The sequence below is a fragment of the Ensifer sp. Root31 genome, from assembly GCF_001424825.1.
GTDB classification, from domain to species: Bacteria; Pseudomonadota; Alphaproteobacteria; order Rhizobiales; family Rhizobiaceae; genus Ensifer; species Ensifer canadensis.
The window spans coordinates 1-18,877 of record NZ_LMCO01000024.1 but is presented as its reverse complement, the minus strand read 5'-3'; the positions used below and the strand labels follow the sequence as shown (position 1 = coordinate 18,877).

The 18,877-nt window shown below is 63.2% G+C and carries 16 protein-coding genes and 1 pseudogene; 9 read left to right on the top strand and 8 right to left on the bottom strand.

Annotation, left to right across the window (positions count from 1 at the left end; translation table 11 throughout):
• Positions 1-120: 120 nt before the first annotated feature.
• Both ASD00_RS21935 and ASD00_RS21930 read right to left on the bottom strand, forming a co-directional pair.
• Positions 121-789 (bottom strand): class GN sortase, encoded by a 669-nt coding sequence (locus ASD00_RS21935; protein ID WP_025427901.1) that lies wholly within the window; start codon positions 787-789, stop codon positions 121-123.
• The gene (locus ASD00_RS21930) at positions 779-3,064 is read right to left on the bottom strand and encodes a marine proteobacterial sortase target protein (protein WP_244496098.1); all 2,286 of its coding nucleotides are present in this window, start codon (positions 3,062-3,064) and stop codon (positions 779-781) included. The genes ASD00_RS21935 and ASD00_RS21930 overlap by 11 nt, the downstream gene beginning before the upstream one ends.
• Positions 3,065-3,582: 518 nt before the next feature.
• Between ASD00_RS21930 and ASD00_RS21925 the strand changes: the two genes are divergently transcribed.
• Positions 3,583-4,785: a pyridoxal phosphate-dependent aminotransferase gene (locus ASD00_RS21925; protein ID WP_025427899.1), complete on the top strand. Its 1,203-nt coding sequence runs from the start codon at positions 3,583-3,585 to the stop codon at positions 4,783-4,785.
• Positions 4,786-4,920: 135 nt separating this feature from the next.
• Here ASD00_RS21925 and ASD00_RS21920 read toward each other — a convergent pair whose 3' ends face one another.
• The 3 genes from ASD00_RS21920 to ASD00_RS21910 form a co-directional block, all read right to left on the bottom strand.
• The gene (locus tag ASD00_RS21920) at positions 4,921-5,226 is read right to left on the bottom strand and encodes a hypothetical protein (RefSeq protein ID WP_025427898.1); all 306 of its coding nucleotides are present in this window, start codon (positions 5,224-5,226) and stop codon (positions 4,921-4,923) included.
• A 176-nt stretch (positions 5,227-5,402) separates the two neighbouring features.
• The gene (locus ASD00_RS21915; protein ID WP_057208762.1) at positions 5,403-6,269 is read right to left on the bottom strand and encodes an NAD(P)-binding domain-containing protein; all 867 of its coding nucleotides are present in this window, start codon (positions 6,267-6,269) and stop codon (positions 5,403-5,405) included.
• Between the two features lie 23 nt (positions 6,270-6,292).
• Positions 6,293-7,054 carry an SDR family oxidoreductase gene (locus tag ASD00_RS21910; RefSeq protein ID WP_025427896.1) on the bottom strand — a complete coding sequence of 254 codons (762 nt, stop codon included), beginning with the start codon at positions 7,052-7,054 and terminating at the stop codon, positions 6,293-6,295.
• Between the two features lie 114 nt (positions 7,055-7,168).
• Here ASD00_RS21910 and ASD00_RS21905 point away from each other — a divergent pair, with 114 nt between their 5' ends.
• The 3 genes from ASD00_RS21905 (at position 7,169) to ASD00_RS21895 (ending at position 9,718) form a co-directional block, all read left to right on the top strand.
• A complete protein-coding gene (locus ASD00_RS21905) occupies positions 7,169-8,074 on the top strand; it encodes a LysR substrate-binding domain-containing protein (RefSeq protein ID WP_025427895.1) in 906 nt (301 codons plus the stop codon).
• 93 nt (positions 8,075-8,167) lie between these two features.
• Positions 8,168-8,926, top strand: a complete 759-nt coding sequence (locus ASD00_RS21900) for a helix-turn-helix domain-containing protein (protein ID WP_057208760.1) — start codon at positions 8,168-8,170, stop codon at positions 8,924-8,926.
• 30 nt (positions 8,927-8,956) lie between these two features.
• A complete protein-coding gene (locus ASD00_RS21895; RefSeq protein ID WP_025427893.1) occupies positions 8,957-9,718 on the top strand; it encodes a sulfite exporter TauE/SafE family protein in 762 nt (253 codons plus the stop codon).
• A 74-nt stretch (positions 9,719-9,792) separates the two neighbouring features.
• Here ASD00_RS21895 and carA read toward each other — a convergent pair whose 3' ends face one another.
• Positions 9,793-10,998, bottom strand: coding sequence for a glutamine-hydrolyzing carbamoyl-phosphate synthase small subunit (carA, locus tag ASD00_RS21890; RefSeq protein ID WP_025427892.1), 1,206 nt, complete (start codon positions 10,996-10,998; stop codon positions 9,793-9,795).
• Between the two features lie 324 nt (positions 10,999-11,322).
• Here carA and ASD00_RS21885 point away from each other — a divergent pair, with 324 nt between their 5' ends.
• A complete protein-coding gene (locus ASD00_RS21885; protein ID WP_025427891.1) occupies positions 11,323-11,772 on the top strand; it encodes a GatB/YqeY domain-containing protein in 450 nt (149 codons plus the stop codon).
• On the opposite strand, the gene ASD00_RS21880 is transcribed toward ASD00_RS21885, so the two are convergent.
• On the bottom strand, positions 11,753-12,010 hold the full coding sequence (locus ASD00_RS21880) for a hypothetical protein (RefSeq protein ID WP_025427890.1): 258 nt from the start codon (positions 12,008-12,010) through the stop codon (positions 11,753-11,755). The genes ASD00_RS21885 and ASD00_RS21880 overlap by 20 nt on opposite strands.
• A 236-nt stretch (positions 12,011-12,246) precedes the next feature.
• Here ASD00_RS21880 and dnaG point away from each other — a divergent pair, with 236 nt between their 5' ends.
• Positions 12,247-14,265: a DNA primase gene (gene dnaG, locus ASD00_RS21875; RefSeq protein WP_025427889.1), complete on the top strand. Its 2,019-nt coding sequence runs from the start codon at positions 12,247-12,249 to the stop codon at positions 14,263-14,265.
• Between the two features lie 57 nt (positions 14,266-14,322).
• On the opposite strand, the gene ASD00_RS21870 is transcribed toward dnaG, so the two are convergent.
• Positions 14,323-15,162: a hypothetical protein gene (locus tag ASD00_RS21870; RefSeq protein WP_025427888.1), complete on the bottom strand. Its 840-nt coding sequence runs from the start codon at positions 15,160-15,162 to the stop codon at positions 14,323-14,325.
• A 198-nt stretch (positions 15,163-15,360) separates the two neighbouring features.
• Here ASD00_RS21870 and recQ point away from each other — a divergent pair, with 198 nt between their 5' ends.
• The 3 genes and pseudogenes from recQ to ASD00_RS21855 all read left to right on the top strand — a co-directional run.
• Entirely contained in the window at positions 15,361-17,238 is a 1,878-nt protein-coding gene (gene recQ, locus ASD00_RS21865) for a DNA helicase RecQ (protein WP_025427887.1), read from the top strand.
• A 239-nt stretch (positions 17,239-17,477) separates the two neighbouring features.
• Positions 17,478-17,764 (top strand): annotated as a pseudogene (locus ASD00_RS21860) (GIY-YIG nuclease family protein).
• 411 nt (positions 17,765-18,175) lie between these two features.
• On the top strand, positions 18,176-18,877 hold a 702-nt coding region (locus tag ASD00_RS21855; protein ID WP_156585718.1), incomplete at its 3' end, for an aminotransferase class I/II-fold pyridoxal phosphate-dependent enzyme.

Sequence of the window (18,877 nt, the reverse complement as noted above, 5' to 3'; positions counted from 1 at the left end):
TCGTTTCCAGCCTTGATGCCTGCGCCTGCCACATTCGATATCTCCGATCAGTTCATGCCGCCACACGCCAAGCTGGAGTGGTCACCCGGTTCGTTCAAGTCAAATCGGATCAAAATGGCTTTATTTCGAAACCGAGCCTGTCGTCAGCGGCACCGGATGCTGCTCGCCGACCAGTTCGGCGGTCACGATGTAGCGCATCGGTCCCGGCTCGATCGCATCGAAAGGGAAGCAGGTGGCAAGCGCCAGCTTGTGGCCACTGGCCGAGGCGTTGATGCCGCTCTCGTCCCAGCGCGCGACCCGGCCTTCGCCGGCGCGGAAGAGAAAGCGCCGCCCGTCCTTGCGGGTCAGCACCAGCAGGTCGCCCGCGGACACATCCTTCAGCCAGCGGAAATGCGTGTCGCGGTGGGCGGCGATGACCGAGGTGCCTTCGTCGCCGGGAAGGGGGGTGTTTGTGAGCCAGGCAGGTCCGAAGGCAAGCGCCTGGCCGCTTGCGCCCTTGAGCACGATCGCCGAGCGGTTGATGCGCGGCGCCATGATTTCCGCTGTCGTTTCGAAGTCGGCCCAGGGCCAGGGCCTGCCATTGGCCTCGCCGTGCAATTGCGCCTCGAAGCTCTTTTTCAAGAGGACTTGAGAGACCTCGGCCTTGGCCTTCATGTAAAATCCCTTGCCGACCAGCATCAGGCCGGCAAGGGCGAACAGGGCAATGAGCGCGACCACGATCGTCTCGATCGCCGAAAGACGGGCGAGGAAGCCCGGGCGTGGCCCGGGCAGGTCGTCGTCAGCGGCCATGGCGTCGAACCCCTGATGTGACGAGGGCGGCGATCTGCCCACGCCAGAAGACGAAGGTGCTGCCGGCAGCAAGGGCAAAGGCGAGCAGCATCAGCCCGATGAGGATCTGCTTGTCTGCTTCGGTTGCCGTCTGCGGCAGGTTCACCTGTTTGTTGGCTTCGGCAATCAGGCCGGCGGCGCGCGCCGTCGGTGCCGCCAGCATGCGGTCGGCGGTCAGCATTGCGAGCTTCGTCTGGCTTTCGGCCGAAGCCTCGCGCTCGTCGACCTTTTCTGTCGCATCGGACTTCTCGCCGAAAACCTTGCCGAAGTCCCAGCCGGCCGGCAGGTTGAGCGGCACAGCGGTTTCCGTCAGGTTTTCGCCGGCGGGCCGCGACGGTGTCGCATCGACGGCGACAAGGCTGGTGACGCGCGAGACCAGGTGATGGGCGAGCGCGACGGTTTCGATCTGCCTGTCGAGCGTTGCCGGGTCGGCGATCGTCGCCGCGCTTGCCTCGAGATCGTCGATCTTACGGCGGGCCCAGAGCTTGGCGACGCCTTCGCCGGTTGCCGCCTTGGCGATGTCCATCTCGACGCGCCAGGGCTGGTCGCCGGCCTTGCCGACGATGCGAAGCTTGCCTTCCGGCGCGGCGCCGTCGAGTTCGGCCGTCAGCACGACCGGCTCGCCGCGATAGAGATCGGGCATCGGGTTCGGGGTGATGTCGCCCGTGGCCGCACCCTCGAAAGTGGCGGAGATGTCGGTCATAACAGGGCTCTCGAGCTTGGTGAAAAGCTCGCCCATACGGGCGGCCACCTGGCTCTCGGAACCGATCAGCGTGAAGGTGCCGCGGCCGTACTCAGCCGCCTTGGTCATGAAATGGCTGTTGGGCGCGGACCCGATGCCGACGGTGAAGACGCGCGCGTCGCCGCGGTTGTTCTGGATTTCCTGGAAAAGCTGGCCTTCATTGCCGATGGCGCCATCGGTGAGGAAGACCACCTGGCGAAGGGCGCCAGCGGCAACCGGTCCCTGCGTGCGCAGGGCCGCTTCCAGCGCCGGCAGCATTTCGGTGCCGCCGTCGGCGGTCAGGCCGCGCACGAAGGAGATCGCGTCCTCGCGCTTGTCAGGTGTCGCCTCGACGAGCCCAGGGAAATGCACAGTCATCGTGTCGTCGAAGCGGATGACGTTGAACCGGTCTTCCGGCTTCAGCCGCGAGATCGCCAGCGCCAGGCTTTCCTTTGCCTGCTCCATCGACGGGCCGGCCATCGAGCCGGAATTGTCGATGACGAAGACCACCTCGCGCCGGAGTGGTTTGTCAGTCGCGGTCGCAGTGACCGGCGGGGTGACGAAAGACAGGAGATAGGTCTTGCCGTCGACGGTCTCGCGGAAGAGGCCAGCATAGGGGCTCTTGCCTGCGACAGCCTTCCAGCTGAGTTCGAAATCCCTGTCGGCCGGAACGCTTCCTGCTTTCAACGTGATCTTGCGAGTAAGCTGGTCGAGGGTGGTCGTTTCGATCTCGTGAAAGGCCGATGTCACTTCGCCGATCGGGAAGCCCGCCTTCAGGTTGATCGTCAACGTCACCGGGTTGATCCTGGCGTTCTCGCGCGGATCAAGCACCGGCGGCTCGATCTTTTGGCGATCGGGGACCGGATCGCTGACGGCATAACCGGAGCGGCTGTCGAGATCGACGGTCTGGACGACCGGCTGCGGATTGTAGCGAGGGGCGACCACCATCGGGAAGCGGAAGGTGAAGGCGTCGTTCGACTGGCGCACACCGCTTTGATATTCGATCTGCACCACCACCGTTTCGCCAGGGCCGATATTGGCGACCTGATTGGTGAAGAGGTTGGGGCGTTGCTGCTCGAGCAGCGCCGCCTTCTTGCCCTCGGCCTTTGCCTGCTCGTAGATCTCCTTGGCCGCCTGGCGCGGCTTGATCTGACCCTCGATGAAGCGGTCGCCGATCTGCATCTTCAGCGTGTCGACGGCGGAATCATCGGGAAGCGGGAAGACATAGGTGCCTTCGACCCATCCCTTGCTCGGGTTCTGGAACCGTTGCGTCACCCGGGTGCGCATGATCGGGCCGTTGACGTCGATCTGAACGTCGGTCGCCAGTCGCGGCGCCTCGACGAAATAGCCGGGCTCCTTGGAGGGGAAGAGCAGGGCGCCGGTGCCCATGTCGTTGGGCCTGACATAGCCGGCCATCTGCTCGGGCCTGGCGTTTGCTGTCTGGGCCGAGGCCTGGGTCATCAGGCCGAGGATCATCACGATGCAGGCGGCGAGCGCTGCGAGCGCCAGATACATGCCCCAGCGCGCTTCGTTTTGCCGTGTCCGTGATTCAGCGATTTCGTCGTCGAGAAACATTGCATACCCCCGTCATGCCATGCGTTCGGATCATGGAAGGAAAGGCCCGGAAATCGGCTGTTGCGGGACGGAATTGCGGCGTTCCGCGACAGTTGTTGTGGCCAAAATATGGCTTTTCGAAAAAAGTCGAAATCCGCTGTTTTTTCTGAATAAATCGGGACCGTGGCACGTGTCTGACTGACCGCGCCTTCATCGGATGGAAGCCCCGGTTTCTTGTCGGTATGCGGACCGTTCTGGCCGGGGCTGCCATCACCTCAGGCGGAGCGCGTCGATCGTGATTGCTGATCACACTCATGAAACTTTGTCATGGTGACGCATTTTGCCCGCATTCCGGCGGTTTTTCAGGCTCTGGCGCTTGCAAGACCGGGCGTCTTTCGACATAGACCTAACCGCTATGGAGCCTGACTTTTTCGTTCCGTAGCGCTCACCGCGTCTCGAAACGATCAGGACCTTTCATCATGGCCTTCCTTGCCGATGCCCTTTCCCGTGTAAAGCCTTCCGCCACCATCGCCGTTTCGCAGAAAGCCCGCGAGCTGAAAGCGAAGGGACGCGACGTGATCGGCCTTGGTGCAGGGGAGCCGGATTTCGACACGCCTGATAATATCAAGAAGGCTGCGATCGACGCGATCAACCGCGGCGAGACGAAGTACACGCCGGTATCCGGCATTCCGGAACTGCGCGAAGCGATCGCCAAGAAGTTCAAGCGCGAGAACAACCTCGACTACACCGCCGCCCAGACGATCGTCGGCACCGGTGGAAAGCAGATTCTTTTCAACGCCTTCATGGCGACCCTGAACGCGGGCGATGAAGTCGTCATCCCGGCGCCCTACTGGGTTTCCTACCCGGAGATGGTGGCGCTGTGCGGCGGCACGCCGGTGACTGTTTCGGCGACGCAGGAAAACAACTTCAAGCTCCAGCCTGCCGACTTGGACAAGGCGATCACGCCGAAGACCAAGTGGTTCATCTTCAACTCGCCGTCCAACCCGTCGGGCGCTGCCTACAGCCACGCAGAACTCAAGGCGCTGACCGACGTCCTGATGAAGCACCCGCATGTCTGGGTGCTGACCGACGACATGTACGAGCACCTGACCTATGGCGACTTCAAGTTCGCGACCCCTGTCGAAGTCGAGCCCGGCCTCTACGACCGCACGCTGACCATGAACGGCGTCTCCAAGGCCTATGCCATGACCGGCTGGCGCATCGGCTACGCCGCCGGCCCGCTGCAGCTGATCAAGGCCATGGACATGATCCAGGGCCAGCAGACCTCGGGCGCAACCTCGATCGCGCAGTGGGCTGCCGTCGAGGCGCTCAACGGCACACAGGACTTCATCCCCGAGAACAAGAAGATCTTCGAAGGTCGCCGTGATCTCGTGGTGTCGATGCTGAATCAGGCCAAGGGCATTGCGTGCCCGACGCCGGAAGGCGCCTTCTACGTCTACCCGTCCTGCGCCGGCCTGATCGGCAAGACCGCACCGTCGGGCAAGGTCATCGAGACTGATGAAGACTTCGTCTCCGAGCTGCTCGAAGCCGAAGGCGTTGCCGTCGTGCATGGCTCGGCCTTTGGCCTCGGCCCGAACTTCCGCATCTCCTACGCGACGTCGGAAGCGCAGCTGGAAGAAGCATGCCGCCGCATCCAGCGCTTTTGCGGCGCCTGCAAGTAAGCTCAGGCATTCCATCTCATGAAAAGCCCGCCGGCAACGGCGGGCTTTTTTGTTCGTAAACGGATTCAACGGGCGGTCAATTTGATTCAAGCGCGGCGGCTAAGGCGTTGAAATCAGAGTCGAACTGCCCTTCGTTCAAGCCCCCGGAACCTCGTCATCGCCGACGACGCCGCCCTCGCTTTCGAGAATGGAGAGGCGACGTGCCTCGGAACGGGTAAACTTCAGGCAGACGCCGATGCCGCGTTCGCCTTCCGGCAGAAAAATGGCGCCGGCATTTTCGAGTGCATGCGTCAGCGACACGATCACCGCGTCGGCGGGCTTTTCCAGCTTGCGCTCGAACTTCAGGATCGTGTCTTCGTCGACGCCTGAAAAGCTCGCCAGCATCTCGCGCGAAATTTCGATCAGAGCCCGGGCGGCGCGGCACTGTGGACCTGTAATCATCGTCACCTCCAGTTGCGGCGAGGATGCGTGAAGCCCGGCGGCGGGTCAACAGCAAGCGAGGGCCCGCGACCTTTCGACCGCGGACCGTTTTGCTCGAGCCGGTTGGTTATGACGATGTTTAGGCGAGCGGCGGACGCTGCTTTCGCCGGCGCCTGCCACCCGTGGACGACAGAACCCTATTTTGCCCGCATTCCCTCGATGATGCCGGAGATCTCGTCGGCACCGAAGCCGCCGGCGAGGCGCTTTTGCGCCAGTCTTTCGATCGGATCCATGAACGCCGGATCGATGCCCTGGCTGCGGCTTGCGGCGACGATATTGGTGATCGCCACCGATTGCATCGCAAGGTTCGACATCACGTCGCGGGCGTGGTCGCCGCTGTCGATCCGCTCGGCAAGGTCGGGCAGAGCCGTCATCATCGCTGCCAGCCAGGGCTCGACGAAGGCTAGGAACTGTATTGCCGTGACGCCAACGCTGCCGGCAAGCGCCGTTGCGTGCAGATAGCCGCCGAAGAGGCCGTACATCGCCGACAGCAATGCGAGGTCGTTGACCGCGGCGAGAACAGGATCTTCGCCGAGATAGTGGCTCTGGCCAAAGGCAGCCAGTTGCTCCTTTGCGCCCTCAAACGCATCGGCGCTGCCGCTGTAGAGAATGAAGGCGTGCGACGAGCCGATCATCGGCGGCGTCGCCATGCTGCCGCCGTCGAGATAGAGCGCACCGTATCCGCCAAGACGGCCGGCGATCGCCCGGACCTCGTCCGGGCGACCATCGGTGAGGTTGACGACGGTCTTGCCGGCCAGCAAGGGAGCGGCGTCGGCAAGCGTGGCTTCGGCGGCGGTATAATCGGTGAGGCACAGCACGATCACGTCGCTGACGTCGATGGCTTCCTGCACCGTTTCGGCTCGGCGCGCGCCGCGGGCAACAAGTGTGTCAGCCCGCGCCTGGGTGCGGTTCCAGACCGTCGTTACGTTGCCTGCTTCGATGAGGGCGTTTGCGAGGGCCGTGCCCATGGCGCCGAGGCCGATGATGGTGATGCAATTGGACATCCGATTCTCCGTTCTGGCTTGTTTCAGGCAGCCGGCGACAATTGCTGGCCGAGACCGCCATCGACCGTCAGCCTCGCGCCAGTGGTAAACGTCGCGTCGAAGGCGAGGAACAGCACGGCGCGGGCCACTTCGTCGGCGGTGCCGTTGCGGCCCATGGGCGTGATCGCGTCCCCCAGCGCCTTGAACTCTGCACGCTCGGCATCGGTGATGCCGGCAACGCCCTTGGTCGGCGTGTCGATGAAGCCGGGGCTGACCGAGTTGACGCGGATGCCGCGTGGCAACAGTTCGGCGGCAAAGACGGAGGCAAACGAGATCAGTGCCGCCTTGCTGCCGCTATAGACAGCCATGCCCGCATGACCGCCGACATCGGCGACAGAAGAGGTGAAGACGATGGAGCCGCCGTCGCGGATGAGCGGCGCCAGCCGCTGCACGGTGAAGAAGGCGCCCTTGGTGTTGATGGTGAACTGTCGGTCGTAGGAGGCCTCCGTCACCTGGTCGAACGGTTCGAGCAGCGACGTGCCGGCGTTGACGTGCAACAGATCGATCGACCCCAGCTTTTGGCCGACGGTCGCCCCGAGCACGGCGATCTCGCCGAGGTCGGAGATGTCGGATTTTACCGCATGGACACGCGCCCCGAAGCGCTCCTGGATCTTGGCGAGGTTGGCCGCATTGTTGCCGGTCAAGAGTACTTCCGCGCCGCCGTTGACGAGCCGTTCGACTGTCGCCAGGCCCATGCCATGCGTGCCGCCGATGACGACGGCTTTCTTGTCCTGATAGCTACCCATGATCTTTTCCTTCGATGTGAGTTCGATGGAGAAGAGATAAATTCATGGACGATATTGCGGAAGACGGGCAAATGTGGATGTATCGTCCACATTTGTAGACATCGGAAAATGGCCATGCGCAATCTCAACGACTTCATCGTCTTTGCCCATGTGGTCGATCACAAGGGGTTCGCGCCGGCCGCGCGCGCGCTCAACATGCCGAAATCGACGCTGAGCAAGCGCGTGGCCGAACTGGAAAAGACACTCGGCGTCAGGCTGATCAACCGCACGTCGCGCCGCTTCACCGTGACCGAGATCGGCGAGGACTTCTATCGACATGCCGCGGCGATGCTGATCGAGGCGGATGCGGCCGAAGCCATCGTCAAGGGCCGGCTCGCTGAGCCGAGCGGCACGGTCAGGATCACCGCCTCAGTGCCGACGGCGCAGATGACGCTGGCAGGCCTTCTACCGCCGTTGGCGCTCGCATACCCTAAGATGCGGGTGATGGTGCACGCGACCGACCGTTTCGTCGACGTCGTCCAGGAAGGCTTCGACATCGCCGTGCGCGATCACTTCGCGCCCTTGCCCGATTCGGGTCTTGTGCAGCGGCGGGTGGCAACGGACGCCATCTGGCTGGTGGCGGCACCGGCCTATCTCGAAAGCCGCGGGGCCCCGCGCGAACCGAGCGAGCTTTCGCGTCATGACGGACTTCTGGCGTCGTTGACCGCCGAGGGATGGACGATGCGCAATGATGCGGGTGTGGTCGTCCGGGTCCGTCCGGAGCCGCGTTTCCTTGCGGACGAATCCAATGTGCTCCGTGCGGCCGCCGTTTCCGGCCTCGGCATCACCGCGCTGCCGCGCAAACTCTGCCGGGCGGAAATCGAGGAGGGCAGCCTCGTTCGTGTCCTGCCCGATTGGGAAGCGGGCAGCGTCACCACGACCCTGCTGATGCCGCATCGGCGGGGGCAACTGCCGTCGGTGCGCGCGGTGGTCGACTTCATCGCCGAGCATCTGCCCGGCGCGCAAGGGTCGGCCGCATAGCTGCAATGATTGGCCAGATGGCGTGCATCACTGCCGTTGCGCGTCGGGCGGCCCCAACCTATCCTTCGCCCGAACGGATGCCCGAGTTGTCGAATGATCCCGCACGAGAACCATCAATGGACTTATTGGCTGGGCCGGGCGTCGCCTGAAGTCGAGTACGCCTTCTGGGCTGGCGGGCCTGCACCGGCACTTGGCATGCATTTCCACCCCGAAAGCCAGCTGACGACGGTGCATTCCGGCTGTCGCGCCTTTCAGGTGGGAAGCGTGATACTCCGGGTCGAGGCGGGGCAGTGCCTGCACATTCCCGCCGGTATGCCGCACCGAAGCCTTGCTGCCGAGCCCGAGGGCGCGCAATGCCTCAACCTCTACGCTGCCCTGCCGGATGCAGGCTGTGGCCCCACAGTATACTCGCTTCGTGAACTCGGGCTTTCCGAAGGGGAGGCCGATCCGCTCGCGCTGCTCCGCGGCGTTGGGGAACGATTGCAAGCGGGTGGCAGGTTGCCGGGACATGCGAGCGACGATCTCTGGCTTGGCGATATCGGTGTAAGCAGCATGACGGTCGGCAAGATCGCCGTTCGTCATGGTCTGAGCCGCGAAGGTTTCAGTCGTCGGTTCACGCGGCTGATCGGTATGTCGCCGCACGCCTATCGGCTGATGCACCGCCTGAACGCGGCCCGGCGCGATCTGCGATCGGAAACGTCGGTGGCCGACATCGCAGCAAAATATGGTTTTGCCGACCAGAGCCATCTCGGCCGTCATTTCCGCCGCGTCTTCGACGCCACACCACGCGCCTATGGCGAAAACATGCGGGCGGTCACAAACGTTCCAGACGTGGTCACGGCCACAGGCTAGATCTCTTCGCATCATTGCGAAAGGCATGGCATGGACGGACTGATCGCGCCTCTTCTGTTTCTCGCCGGCATAGCCGGCGGCATCATCAATGCGCTAGCAGGGGGCGCAACGCTGATCACCTTCCCGGCGATGCTTGCCGCGGGTCTTCCGCCTGTTGTTGCCAATGCCTCGAATGCCATTGCCATCGCACCTGGGCACCTGCTGGCGGCGATTGCCGATCGCGAGAAGCTGCCGACCTTCGATCGGCGCATGCTGGTCCTGCACGCCCTCTGCGTCGTTGGCGGCGTCATCGGCGCACTGGTTCTGCTTGCGCTTCCCGATCGCCTCTTCGTGCTGCCGGTTCCCGGGCTCATCGGCCTTGCCACGCTGCTCTTTGCGTTTGCGCCGCGCATCGGCCAGTGGACCGTAACGCATCGCGGGAAGGGACAAGCATCAAGGACCGAAGGAATGGCCGCGCTGTTTGCCACTTCGATCTATGGCGGTTTCTTTGGTGCGGGGCTCGGCATCCTCCTGACGGCGGTGCTTTCGCTGCAAGAGCCGGGCGACATCCGCAAGGTCAAGGTGATGAAGAACCTGCTCGGCAGCTGTGTCAGCCTCGCGGCGATCGTCATCTTCATCGCGAAGGGCATGGTGCAATGGCCTGAGACGCTGACGATGTTGTCGGGCGCGCTGATCGGCGGCTATGCCGGCGGTCATCTGGTGCGGGTGCTGCCGGCCCAAGTCGTGCGGCTGTTCGTGATCCTCTCCGGCGCGGTCATGACCTGCGTCTATGCCGGCCGCTACTGGTTTTAAGGATGGCAGAAAGTTAGGGTTCAAATGAAAAAGGCCCGCTTGGAGCGGGCCTCTATGCTGTCTCGGTCGCGCGCTCAGCGCTCGGCAAGCGCCGGTTCGCCCTTTTTCTCGCGCACGAGGTTCATGAACCGGCGGAAGAGGTAGTGGCTGTCCTGCGGGCCCGGCGAGGCTTCCGGGTGATGCTGCACCGAGAACACCGGCTTGCCGGCGACGCGCAGGCCGCAATTGGTGCCGTCGAACAGCGAAATGTGAGTCTCTTCAACACCTTCCGGCAGCGACTTCGAATCGACCGCGAAGCCGTGGTTCATCGAGACGATCTCGACCTTGCCCGTGGTGTGATCCTTGACCGGATGGTTGGCGCCATGGTGGCCCTGGTGCATTTTTTCGGTCTTGCCGCCAAGCGCCAGCGCCAGCATCTGGTGACCGAGGCAGATACCGAACACCGGGATATCGCTCTTCAGCAGGTCCTGGATGACAGGCACGGCGTATTCGCCGGTTGCCGCCGGGTCGCCCGGGCCGTTGGAGAGGAAGATGCCGTCCGGCTTCTGGGCAAGCACCTCTTCGGCGCTCGTCGTTGCCGGCATCACGGTGACGCGGGCGTTGAGGCCGGTGAAGAGGCGCAGGATGTTGCGCTTGACGCCGTAGTCGAGGGCGACGACGTGGTAGTCGGCCTCGGCATCGCCGAGCGTCGAATAGCCTTCGTCCCAGACCCAGGGCTTCTCGGTCCACTGCGAGGACTGGCCGGAGGTCGCGACCTTGGCAAGATCGAGGCCTTCAAGCCCGCTCCAAGCCTTGGCTTCCTTCTTCAGCGTCTCGATGTCGAAGACGCCTGAGGGATCGTGGGCGATGACGGCGTTGGGCATGCCGTTTTCGCGGATCCAGGCGGTGAGTGCCCGGGTGTCGATGCCGCAGAGGCCGATGATGCCGCGGGCTTTCAGCCAGGCATCGAGGTGCTTGACGGACCGGTAGTTCGACGGCTCGGTGATATCGGCCTTGAAGATCACGCCGACCGCGCCGTGGCGGGCTGCCGGCGTCAGGTCTTCGATGTCCTCGTCATTGGCGCCGATATTGCCGATGTGCGGGAAGGTGAAGGTGACGATCTGGCTGAGGTAGGAAGGATCCGTCAGGATTTCCTGGTAGCCGGTCAGTGCCGTGTTGAAGCAGACTTCCGCCTGCACCTTGCCGGTTGCGCCGATGCCCTTGCCTTCGATGACGGTGCCATCGGCAAGAACGAGCAAAGCGGTGGGTTTTTCAGTGGTCCATGCGGGTGTCGCGGTCATCGTTCCTATCCCGTTGCGGCGCGAGGCGGGGCTTGAAAGCCCGACGGCTGATCGCCATTTTATGTGCTCAGGCATGGACGCGCGGAATCCCCGCGAAAAGTGCTCACATGCCAATGTCGTGCAGGTGCGGGAAAATAGCCAAAGCGCAAAGCCCGGTCAACCAGCCGCTGTGAATTGTCTGGAAATAAAATTCCTTTTAATTCAAGCGGTTGTGTAATCCGTTTGATTGCACCTGCCACACTGGTTTAAGACGACGACAACATTGACGCATCGAACCGGTTCCGGGCAAGAGCACCGCGGGCCGGCTTCGACATGGAGAAAGACATGCGCGACCAGTTCGCTGAGGTACTGAAAGAAGCCCTGAAGGCCAAGGACACGCGGCGCACCTCAACCGTGCGGCTGATCCAGGCTGCGATCAAGGATCGTGATATTGCCAACCGTGGCCTGGGCAAGGATCCGGTCGGCGACGACGAGATCCTGCAGATCCTCGCCAAGATGATCAAGCAGCGCGAGGAATCGGCGCGCATCTACGACCAGGGCGGCCGGCCGGAGCTTGCCGAGCAGGAGCGGCAGGAAATCGTCATCATCAACCAGTTCCTGCCGGCTCAGTTGCCAGAGGATAAGGTCAAGGAACTCTGTGCTTCGGTGATCCAGGAAACCGGCGCGCACGGGCTTCGCGACATGGGCAAGTGCATGAACGCGCTCAAGGAACGGTATCCCGGCCAGATGGACTTCGCCAAGGCCTCCGGCCTGGTCAAGGACCTGCTGAAGTAACCGACTGCGCCCGCTCGTCTGCGGCGGGCGCCGTTGCGGCATTGAAATTGCCGGTGAGCCTTTCATGGGCCTGATCGATCAGCGCGAACTTCTCCGCCTGATAATCCCAATATTCCCGGATGAAACCCTGCGACAGCCAGAGGCTGCTGCGACCCGGCGGGCCATCCCATCCCATGCCGCTGGGCACGGCGTTGAAGAAGCCGGCGCTGGATGCAAGTGCTTCGACGGTGATGGCCATGATGCGGGATCCGAGGTCGGGAGGCGAATTCATCCTGTTGTGCTTGGTCGGAGTCAGGGTCGATGCACGGCCTGGGTGTAGAAACATGTTCGCGCTAGACGCGCATCATCCGATGACCTACAGCAAGCGGGGTTTGCAATTGCCTTTTTACAGCCTGTGAATTGCGGGCAAGGCCGGTCAGCGCTGTGGCGTCCGGCGGTTTCGCCGCCTATATGGAGGATTGACCAGAGGTACCCATGCGCTTTTCACAGTCCTTTCTTGACGAGATACGCGACCGCGTGCCGATTTCGGACGTGATCGCCAAACGCGTCACCTGGGATCGGCGCAAGACCAATGTCTCGCGCGGCGACTACTGGGCCTGCTGCCCGTTCCACGGCGAGAAATCTCCGAGCTTCCACTGCGAGGACCGCAAGGGCCGCTACCATTGCTTCGGCTGTGGCGTTACCGGCGACCACTTCCGCTTCCTCACCGATCTCGAAGGCCTGAGCTTCCCCGAGGCGGTGCAGCAGATCGCCGACATGGCCGGTGTTGCCATGCCGCAGCCCGACCCGCAGGCCGAGAAGCGCGAAAAGGAACGCACCAGCCTGCTCGATGTGATGGAGCTGGCGACCCAGTTTTTCGAGGACCAGCTACAGACGGCCAATGGCGCCAAGGCGCGCGCCTATCTGCGCGAGCGCGGGCTGACCGGCCGCACCATCGAGACCTTTCGCCTCGGCTTTGCGCCCGACAGCCGCAATGCGCTGAAGGAATTTTTGGCCGGCAAGGGCATCGGCAAGGAGCAGATAGAGGCCTGCGGCCTGGTGGTGCATGGTCCCGAAGTGCCGGTTTCCTACGACCGCTTCCGTGACCGCATCATGTTTCCGATCCTGTCGTCGCGCGAAAAGGTCATCGCCTTCGGCGGCCGCGCCATGTCGCCGGATGCGCCGGCGAAGTATCTCAATTCGAATGAGACCGAGCTCTTCCACAAGGGCAACGTGCTCTACAACTTTGCCCGGGCACGCCGTGCAATGTCCGGGGGCAGCCGCCCCGGTGATGCCGGGCAAAACGAAAGTGCTACGGCGACGATCATCGCGGTCGAGGGCTATATGGACGTGATCGCGCTCCACCAGGCGGGCGTCGAGAATGCCGTTGCGCCGCTTGGAACAGCACTCACCGAAAACCAGCTCGATCTGCTCTGGAAGATGACGTCGCAGCCGGTGCTCTGCTTCGATGGCGACGGCGCCGGCATCCGCGCTGCCAACCGCGGCGTCGATCTGGCGCTGCCGCATCTGAAACCCGGCCGCTCGGTGCGCTTTGCCATGCTGCCTGACGGCAAGGACCCGGACGATCTGGTGCGGCAAGAGGGGCGGGCGCCCTTCGACCAGGTGCTGGCCAATGCAAGGTCGCTGGCCGAGATGGTCTGGCAACGTGAAATCCAGGGCGGCTCGTTCGATACGCCGGAAAAACGCGCCGAACTTGAAGCGAGGCTGAAGCAGGTCACCGCCGTCATTGCCGACGAAAGTGTGCGGCGCCACTATGGCCAGGACATGCGCGACCGGCTGCACGCCTTCCTGCAGGCCTCAAGCCCCGGTCGCGGCGGCGAGCGGCGGCAATTCGAGCGCGGCGGCCGCCAGGGCGGCGGCCAACGCGGCGGGCAGGGTGGACGCCAGCCCAACACCTCGGGTCCGACGGCAATCTCGGACCGGCTGGCGCGCTCGTCGCTGGTCAGCGGCCAGCAGGCGGTGCCCTCGTTGCGCGAAAGCGTGCTGGCGCTCACCATCGTCAACCACCCGCAACTGCTGTTTGACGAATACGACGAGATCTCGACCATCGAGTTCGACCACCGCGATCTGCAACGCTGCTGGGCGGCGGTGCTCAATGCGGCTGCCGCCAACGGCCCGCGCCTGACGCGTGAAGGGCTGGTGGAACAGCTGGAAGCCGAAGGCTTTGCGCCCTTGATCGCGGCCATCGACCAGCAGATCCGCTATGCCCGGCTGTGGACGGCGACAGCTGCTGCGGCACCCGAGGATGCGCGCGAGGGTTACCTGCAGGCGCTGGCGCTGCACCAGCGCTCCAAGGCGTTGCATTGGCAGCGGCGCGAGCTGGAGCGGGAACTGGCGCATGCGACCGAGGAGGGAGACCTCGAGGCCGTGCCTCAGCTCCTGCGCACACTTCAGGAAGTACAGTTCGAAGTGACGCGGCTTGAAAACCAGGAAGCGATCATCGAAGGCTTCGGTGTGCTCTCCGGCCGCGTGAAGGGACCGGCGGCCCGGTGACCGCCGAAAAGTCGCGCGCCCACGCCGAAATCCGGTCCGGTCTCAACAGTATGCCGACTATTCGCGCCAATGTTCGGCCACCCAGGGAGCTGGGCGGATATAGTGGCGCAGGTAGCGGATTGGATTCTTTTCACGCCGGTCACCGGAAAACAGGCGCCGGATATGCCCGAGCGGCGTGTCCACGCGGCCGCGATAGCCATACTGTCCGTCGATCGCATGCTGCGGCAGCAGGCTGCGGGGGAAAAGCACCACGCGTGCATCGGTCGGCAGGCGCGGCGCGAAGAAGTAGTTTAGGGGGAGCGGCCAGTGGCAGTCCTGCCGGAAATGCAGCACCCAGCGCCTTGGGAAAAGTTTTACGCCGCCCGGCGCGTTGCGCGTCACGAAACGCTGCTCGAAGCGGTATTCATTGGCAACGGCTTGCGGATCGGCCAGGAACTTCTGCTGCAGCGGCACCAGCTTGCCGACCGGGAAGCGAAACAGCGAGGTCTGGCCGAGCCGTTCGAACGGCGTCGTCTGGTTGCGCGCCAGGATCACATCGTCGGGTTCTCCGACCTCGAAGAAGGCGTCGAGCGACCCGACGATGACGATATCGAGGTCCAGAAACAGCACCGGTCCGCTGAGGTTGCCCAGCTTGGCGCCCCATAGCCGAGATTTGTTCCAGATGCCCGGCGTCTTCTCGGGCATTTTTCCAATGTCCAGCGGCGGCAGATCCTCGCAGAGAATTTCCGGGTGCAGACCCTCGCGATTGTCGGTGAAGCAGGTGAAGGTGAAGGGCGGGGTGATGTTGCGCGCCGCCATGGCATAGAGGCGGTTGATGAAGGGCGCGCCGTATTTGGTCCCCCAGTTGATGCAGATTAACTGCTTGACGCCGCCGCTTGCCGCCAGAATGCTAGACATCGTTACTTTCCAGTTTTTTCAATCCACGAGATTGCCGGTGACCGGAAGGGTCGCATCGGCGGCGAGTTCAGCTAACAGGTCCGAAGCCGCCCGTCCAGCCGCCGCGATTTGCCTTGCTCTATTCCGTTGACCGGAAGGCTATGGCATTGCGGTCGCTTGGGGCGATGATGATCAGGTGATTCCCGTAAAGGAGATATGATGGAGATTGGGCAAAGGGCGCAATGCGCCAAGGGCGTCGCCGGCCATCTCTTCGACGGAGCCGCGCCGGCACCTTTGGATGTGCTCAAACGCGTCTATGGCTACTCCGCCTTTCGCGGCCGGCAGCAGGAGGTGGTCGAGCATGTGGCCGCCGGAGGCGATGCAGTCGTTCTGTTTCCGACCGGCGCCGGCAAGTCGCTCTGCTTCCAGATCCCTGCACTCTGCCGTCCCGGCCTCGGCGTCGTCGTTTCGCCGCTGATCGCGCTGATGCGCGATCAGGTCGAGGCGTTGAAGCAGCTCGGCGTCAATGCGGCGGCACTCAATTCGTCCCTGACGCGCGAAGAAGCGGTGGCCGTGCGCCGGCAGATTGCCGATGGCACGCTTGACCTCCTCTACGTCACGCCCGAGCGCATCGTCACCGATGGTTTCGCCGATCTCATCGGCAATGCCCGCATTGCGCTTTTCGCCATCGACGAGGCCCATTGCGTTTCGCAGTGGGGTCATGATTTCCGGCCGGAATATCGCACCCTCGGCCTGCTTGCCGAGCGCTATCCCGGCGTTCCGCGCATCGCGCTGACGGCGACGGCCGATCCGCATACCCGCGAAGACATTATCGAGCGCTTGTCGCTGCAGGGCGCCGAAGTCTTTACCACCAGCTTCGACCGACCGAACATCGCCTATGAAATTGTCGAGCGCGACCAGCCGCGCCAGCAGTTGCTGCGCTTTGTCTCCCGCTTCCGCGGATCGTCCGGCATCGTCTATTGCCTGTCGCGGGCAAAGGTCGAGGACACTGCGGAATGGTTGAACGGGCAGGGCATTCGAGCGCTGCCCTATCACGCCGGCATGGACCGGACGCTGCGCGACACCCATCAGGACGCGTTCCTCAAGGAGGAGAGCCTCTGCCTGGTCGCAACCGTCGCCTTCGGCATGGGCATCGACAAGCCGGATGTGCGCTATGTCGCCCATCTCGATCTGCCGGGCTCGGTCGAGGCCTATTACCAGGAGACCGGCCGCGCCGGACGTGACGGCCAACCGTCCGAGGTCTGGATGGCCTATGGCATGGCCGACGTCTTGCAGCGCCGCCGGATGATCGACGAGGGCGCAGTGGCGGACGAAATCAAGCGCATCGAGCGCGGCAAGCTCAATGCGCTTTTGGCGATCTGTGAGACGGCTGGCTGCCGCCGACAGGCGATCCTCGCGCATTTCGGCGAGGCGCATCCCGGTCGTTGCGGTCATTGCGATACCTGCCTGAAGCCCGTGGAAACCTGGGACGGCACCGAGGCCGCGATCAAGGCGCTCGCCGCCGTCTACCGCACCGGCGAGCGCTTCGGCACCGGCCATGTCGTCGACGTGCTGATGGGGACCGTCAACGAAAAGACCGAGCGTTTCGGCCATGTCGACATCCCGGTCTTCGGCGCCGGCAAGGATCTGCCGGCGCGTACCTGGCAATCGGTGTTTCGGCAATTGCTGGCCGCCGGTCTCGTCAGCGTCGATCACACGGCCTTCGGCGCAGTCAAGCTCGAAGCGGAGGCCCGCGCCGTGTTCAAGCGCGAGCGCCAGGTGCTGTTTCGCAAGGACCGCCCGCAGACGGGCAAGGCGGCGCGGCAGGCGAAATCGGGCAGCCAGCGCGAGCGCGCCGACCTTGCCGGTTCCGACCTCGAACTGTTCGAACTGCTGCGCGCCGAGCGCTTCACCATCGCCAAGGACCTGAACGTGCCGCCCTACGTCGTCTTCCCGGATGCAACGCTGATCGCGCTCGCCAAGGAGCGCCCGCGCGGCTTCGACGAGCTGCTCGACATCCCCGGCATCGGCGAAAGCAAACGCGAGCGGTACGGCGAGGCATTTCTGGCCGTGATCGACGGGTATTTGGAGGGGTGAGGCCCGACGATTAGCTCTCGCGGTTGGGCTTTGTCCCGATTCTCGTATCTTTTCGGCACTGGTGCAGTACGAAGTTGGGGGAGTTCCGCCCTCAGACCAGCTAAGTCGCGCCGCCGACGCGGCGCGGCTGGATTCCTGTGACAAGCACAGGAATGAGGGCGTGGCGGGCGGTCGAAATTCTTTCACCCAACTACAATTTTTACTTGTGCAATAAGCGCGATATCGCCAATTTCCCTTTCATGAGGGGCTATGTCTACATCCTCGCGTCCAAGCGAAAGGCACGCTTTATGTTGGCGTGACGAAGGATCTCGCCACCCGGCTTTACGAACATCAGAACGACCTGACGCCCGGCTTCACATCGAGATACGTCAAGACGCTGGTCTGGTTTGAGGAGTTTGATTTGCTGACCGCGGCGATAACTCGGGAGAAAACGATCAAGAAATGGCCTCGAAAGTGGAAGTTGAACCTGATCGAACGCATGAACCCGGATTGGGAGGATATCTCGCCCTATCTGCATGCCCTCTGACCAATGATCCCGTCTCATTGTCCTGAGCTTGGGATAATATTGCCGCGATTGTTGGGGACCAGATTCTGAATACGCTGGCTGCAACTACGTCCCCTCCCTCATTCCTGTGCTTGTCACAGGAATCCAGCCGCGCTGCGTCGGCGGCGCGAATGGATGGTGCTTGATGGGACAAAGGGTGCCAGCTTCGATCTTCGACCGCTCAAAAGCTGGAGTGGCCGAAGCAATATGTCTCGCACCGCCAAGGGCGCGACATAAAATTTCAGACCAGCGGGTCTGTTGCGAAAGGCCCTGTCGTTTTCCCTCACTACTGCCTCTGCGCATGGCCTGGCCGCTGGAATTTGCTGCAACGGGAAAGCTGTCGTGGTACTCGTCTGGCACGAAACGTCCTTTTCACAGTGAAAGCGGCCCGCCATGACCAATGCTTTTCTTTCCCACCTCCGCTCCGAACTCGATGGCTTGAAATCATCAGGCCTTTACAAGTCGGAGCGGGTGATCGTCTCGAAGCAGGCGGGCGAGATCGAGGTTGCCTCGGGCGAGCGGGTGCTGAACTTCTGCGCCAACAACTATCTCGGCCTGGCCGACAATGCGGAACTGACTGAGGCCGGCAAAAAGGCGCTCGACCGTTACGGCTACGGCATGGCCTCGGTGCGCTTTATCTGCGGCACGCAGGAAGAGCACAAGCAGTTGGAGGCGCGCATCTCCGCCTTCCTCGGCCTGGAAGACACGATCCTTTATTCCTCCTGTTTCGACGCCAATGGCGGCCTGTTCGAGACGCTGCTGGGCGAAGAGGACGCGATCATCTCCGACGCCTTGAACCACGCCTCGATCATCGACGGCGTGCGCCTCTCCAAGGCCAAGCGCTTCCGCTATGCCAACAACGACATGGCGGCGCTGGAGGAAGAGCTGAAGAAGGCCGAAGGCAGTCGCTTCAAGCTGATCGCCACCGACGGCGTGTTCTCGATGGACGGCATCATCGCCAATCTCGGGGGCGTCTGTGACCTCGCCGAGAAGTACGGCGCCATGGTCATGGTCGATGACAGCCATGCGGTCGGCTTCGTCGGCAAAAACGGGCGCGGCTCGGCCGAACATTGCGGCGTCGAGGGCCGCGTCGAC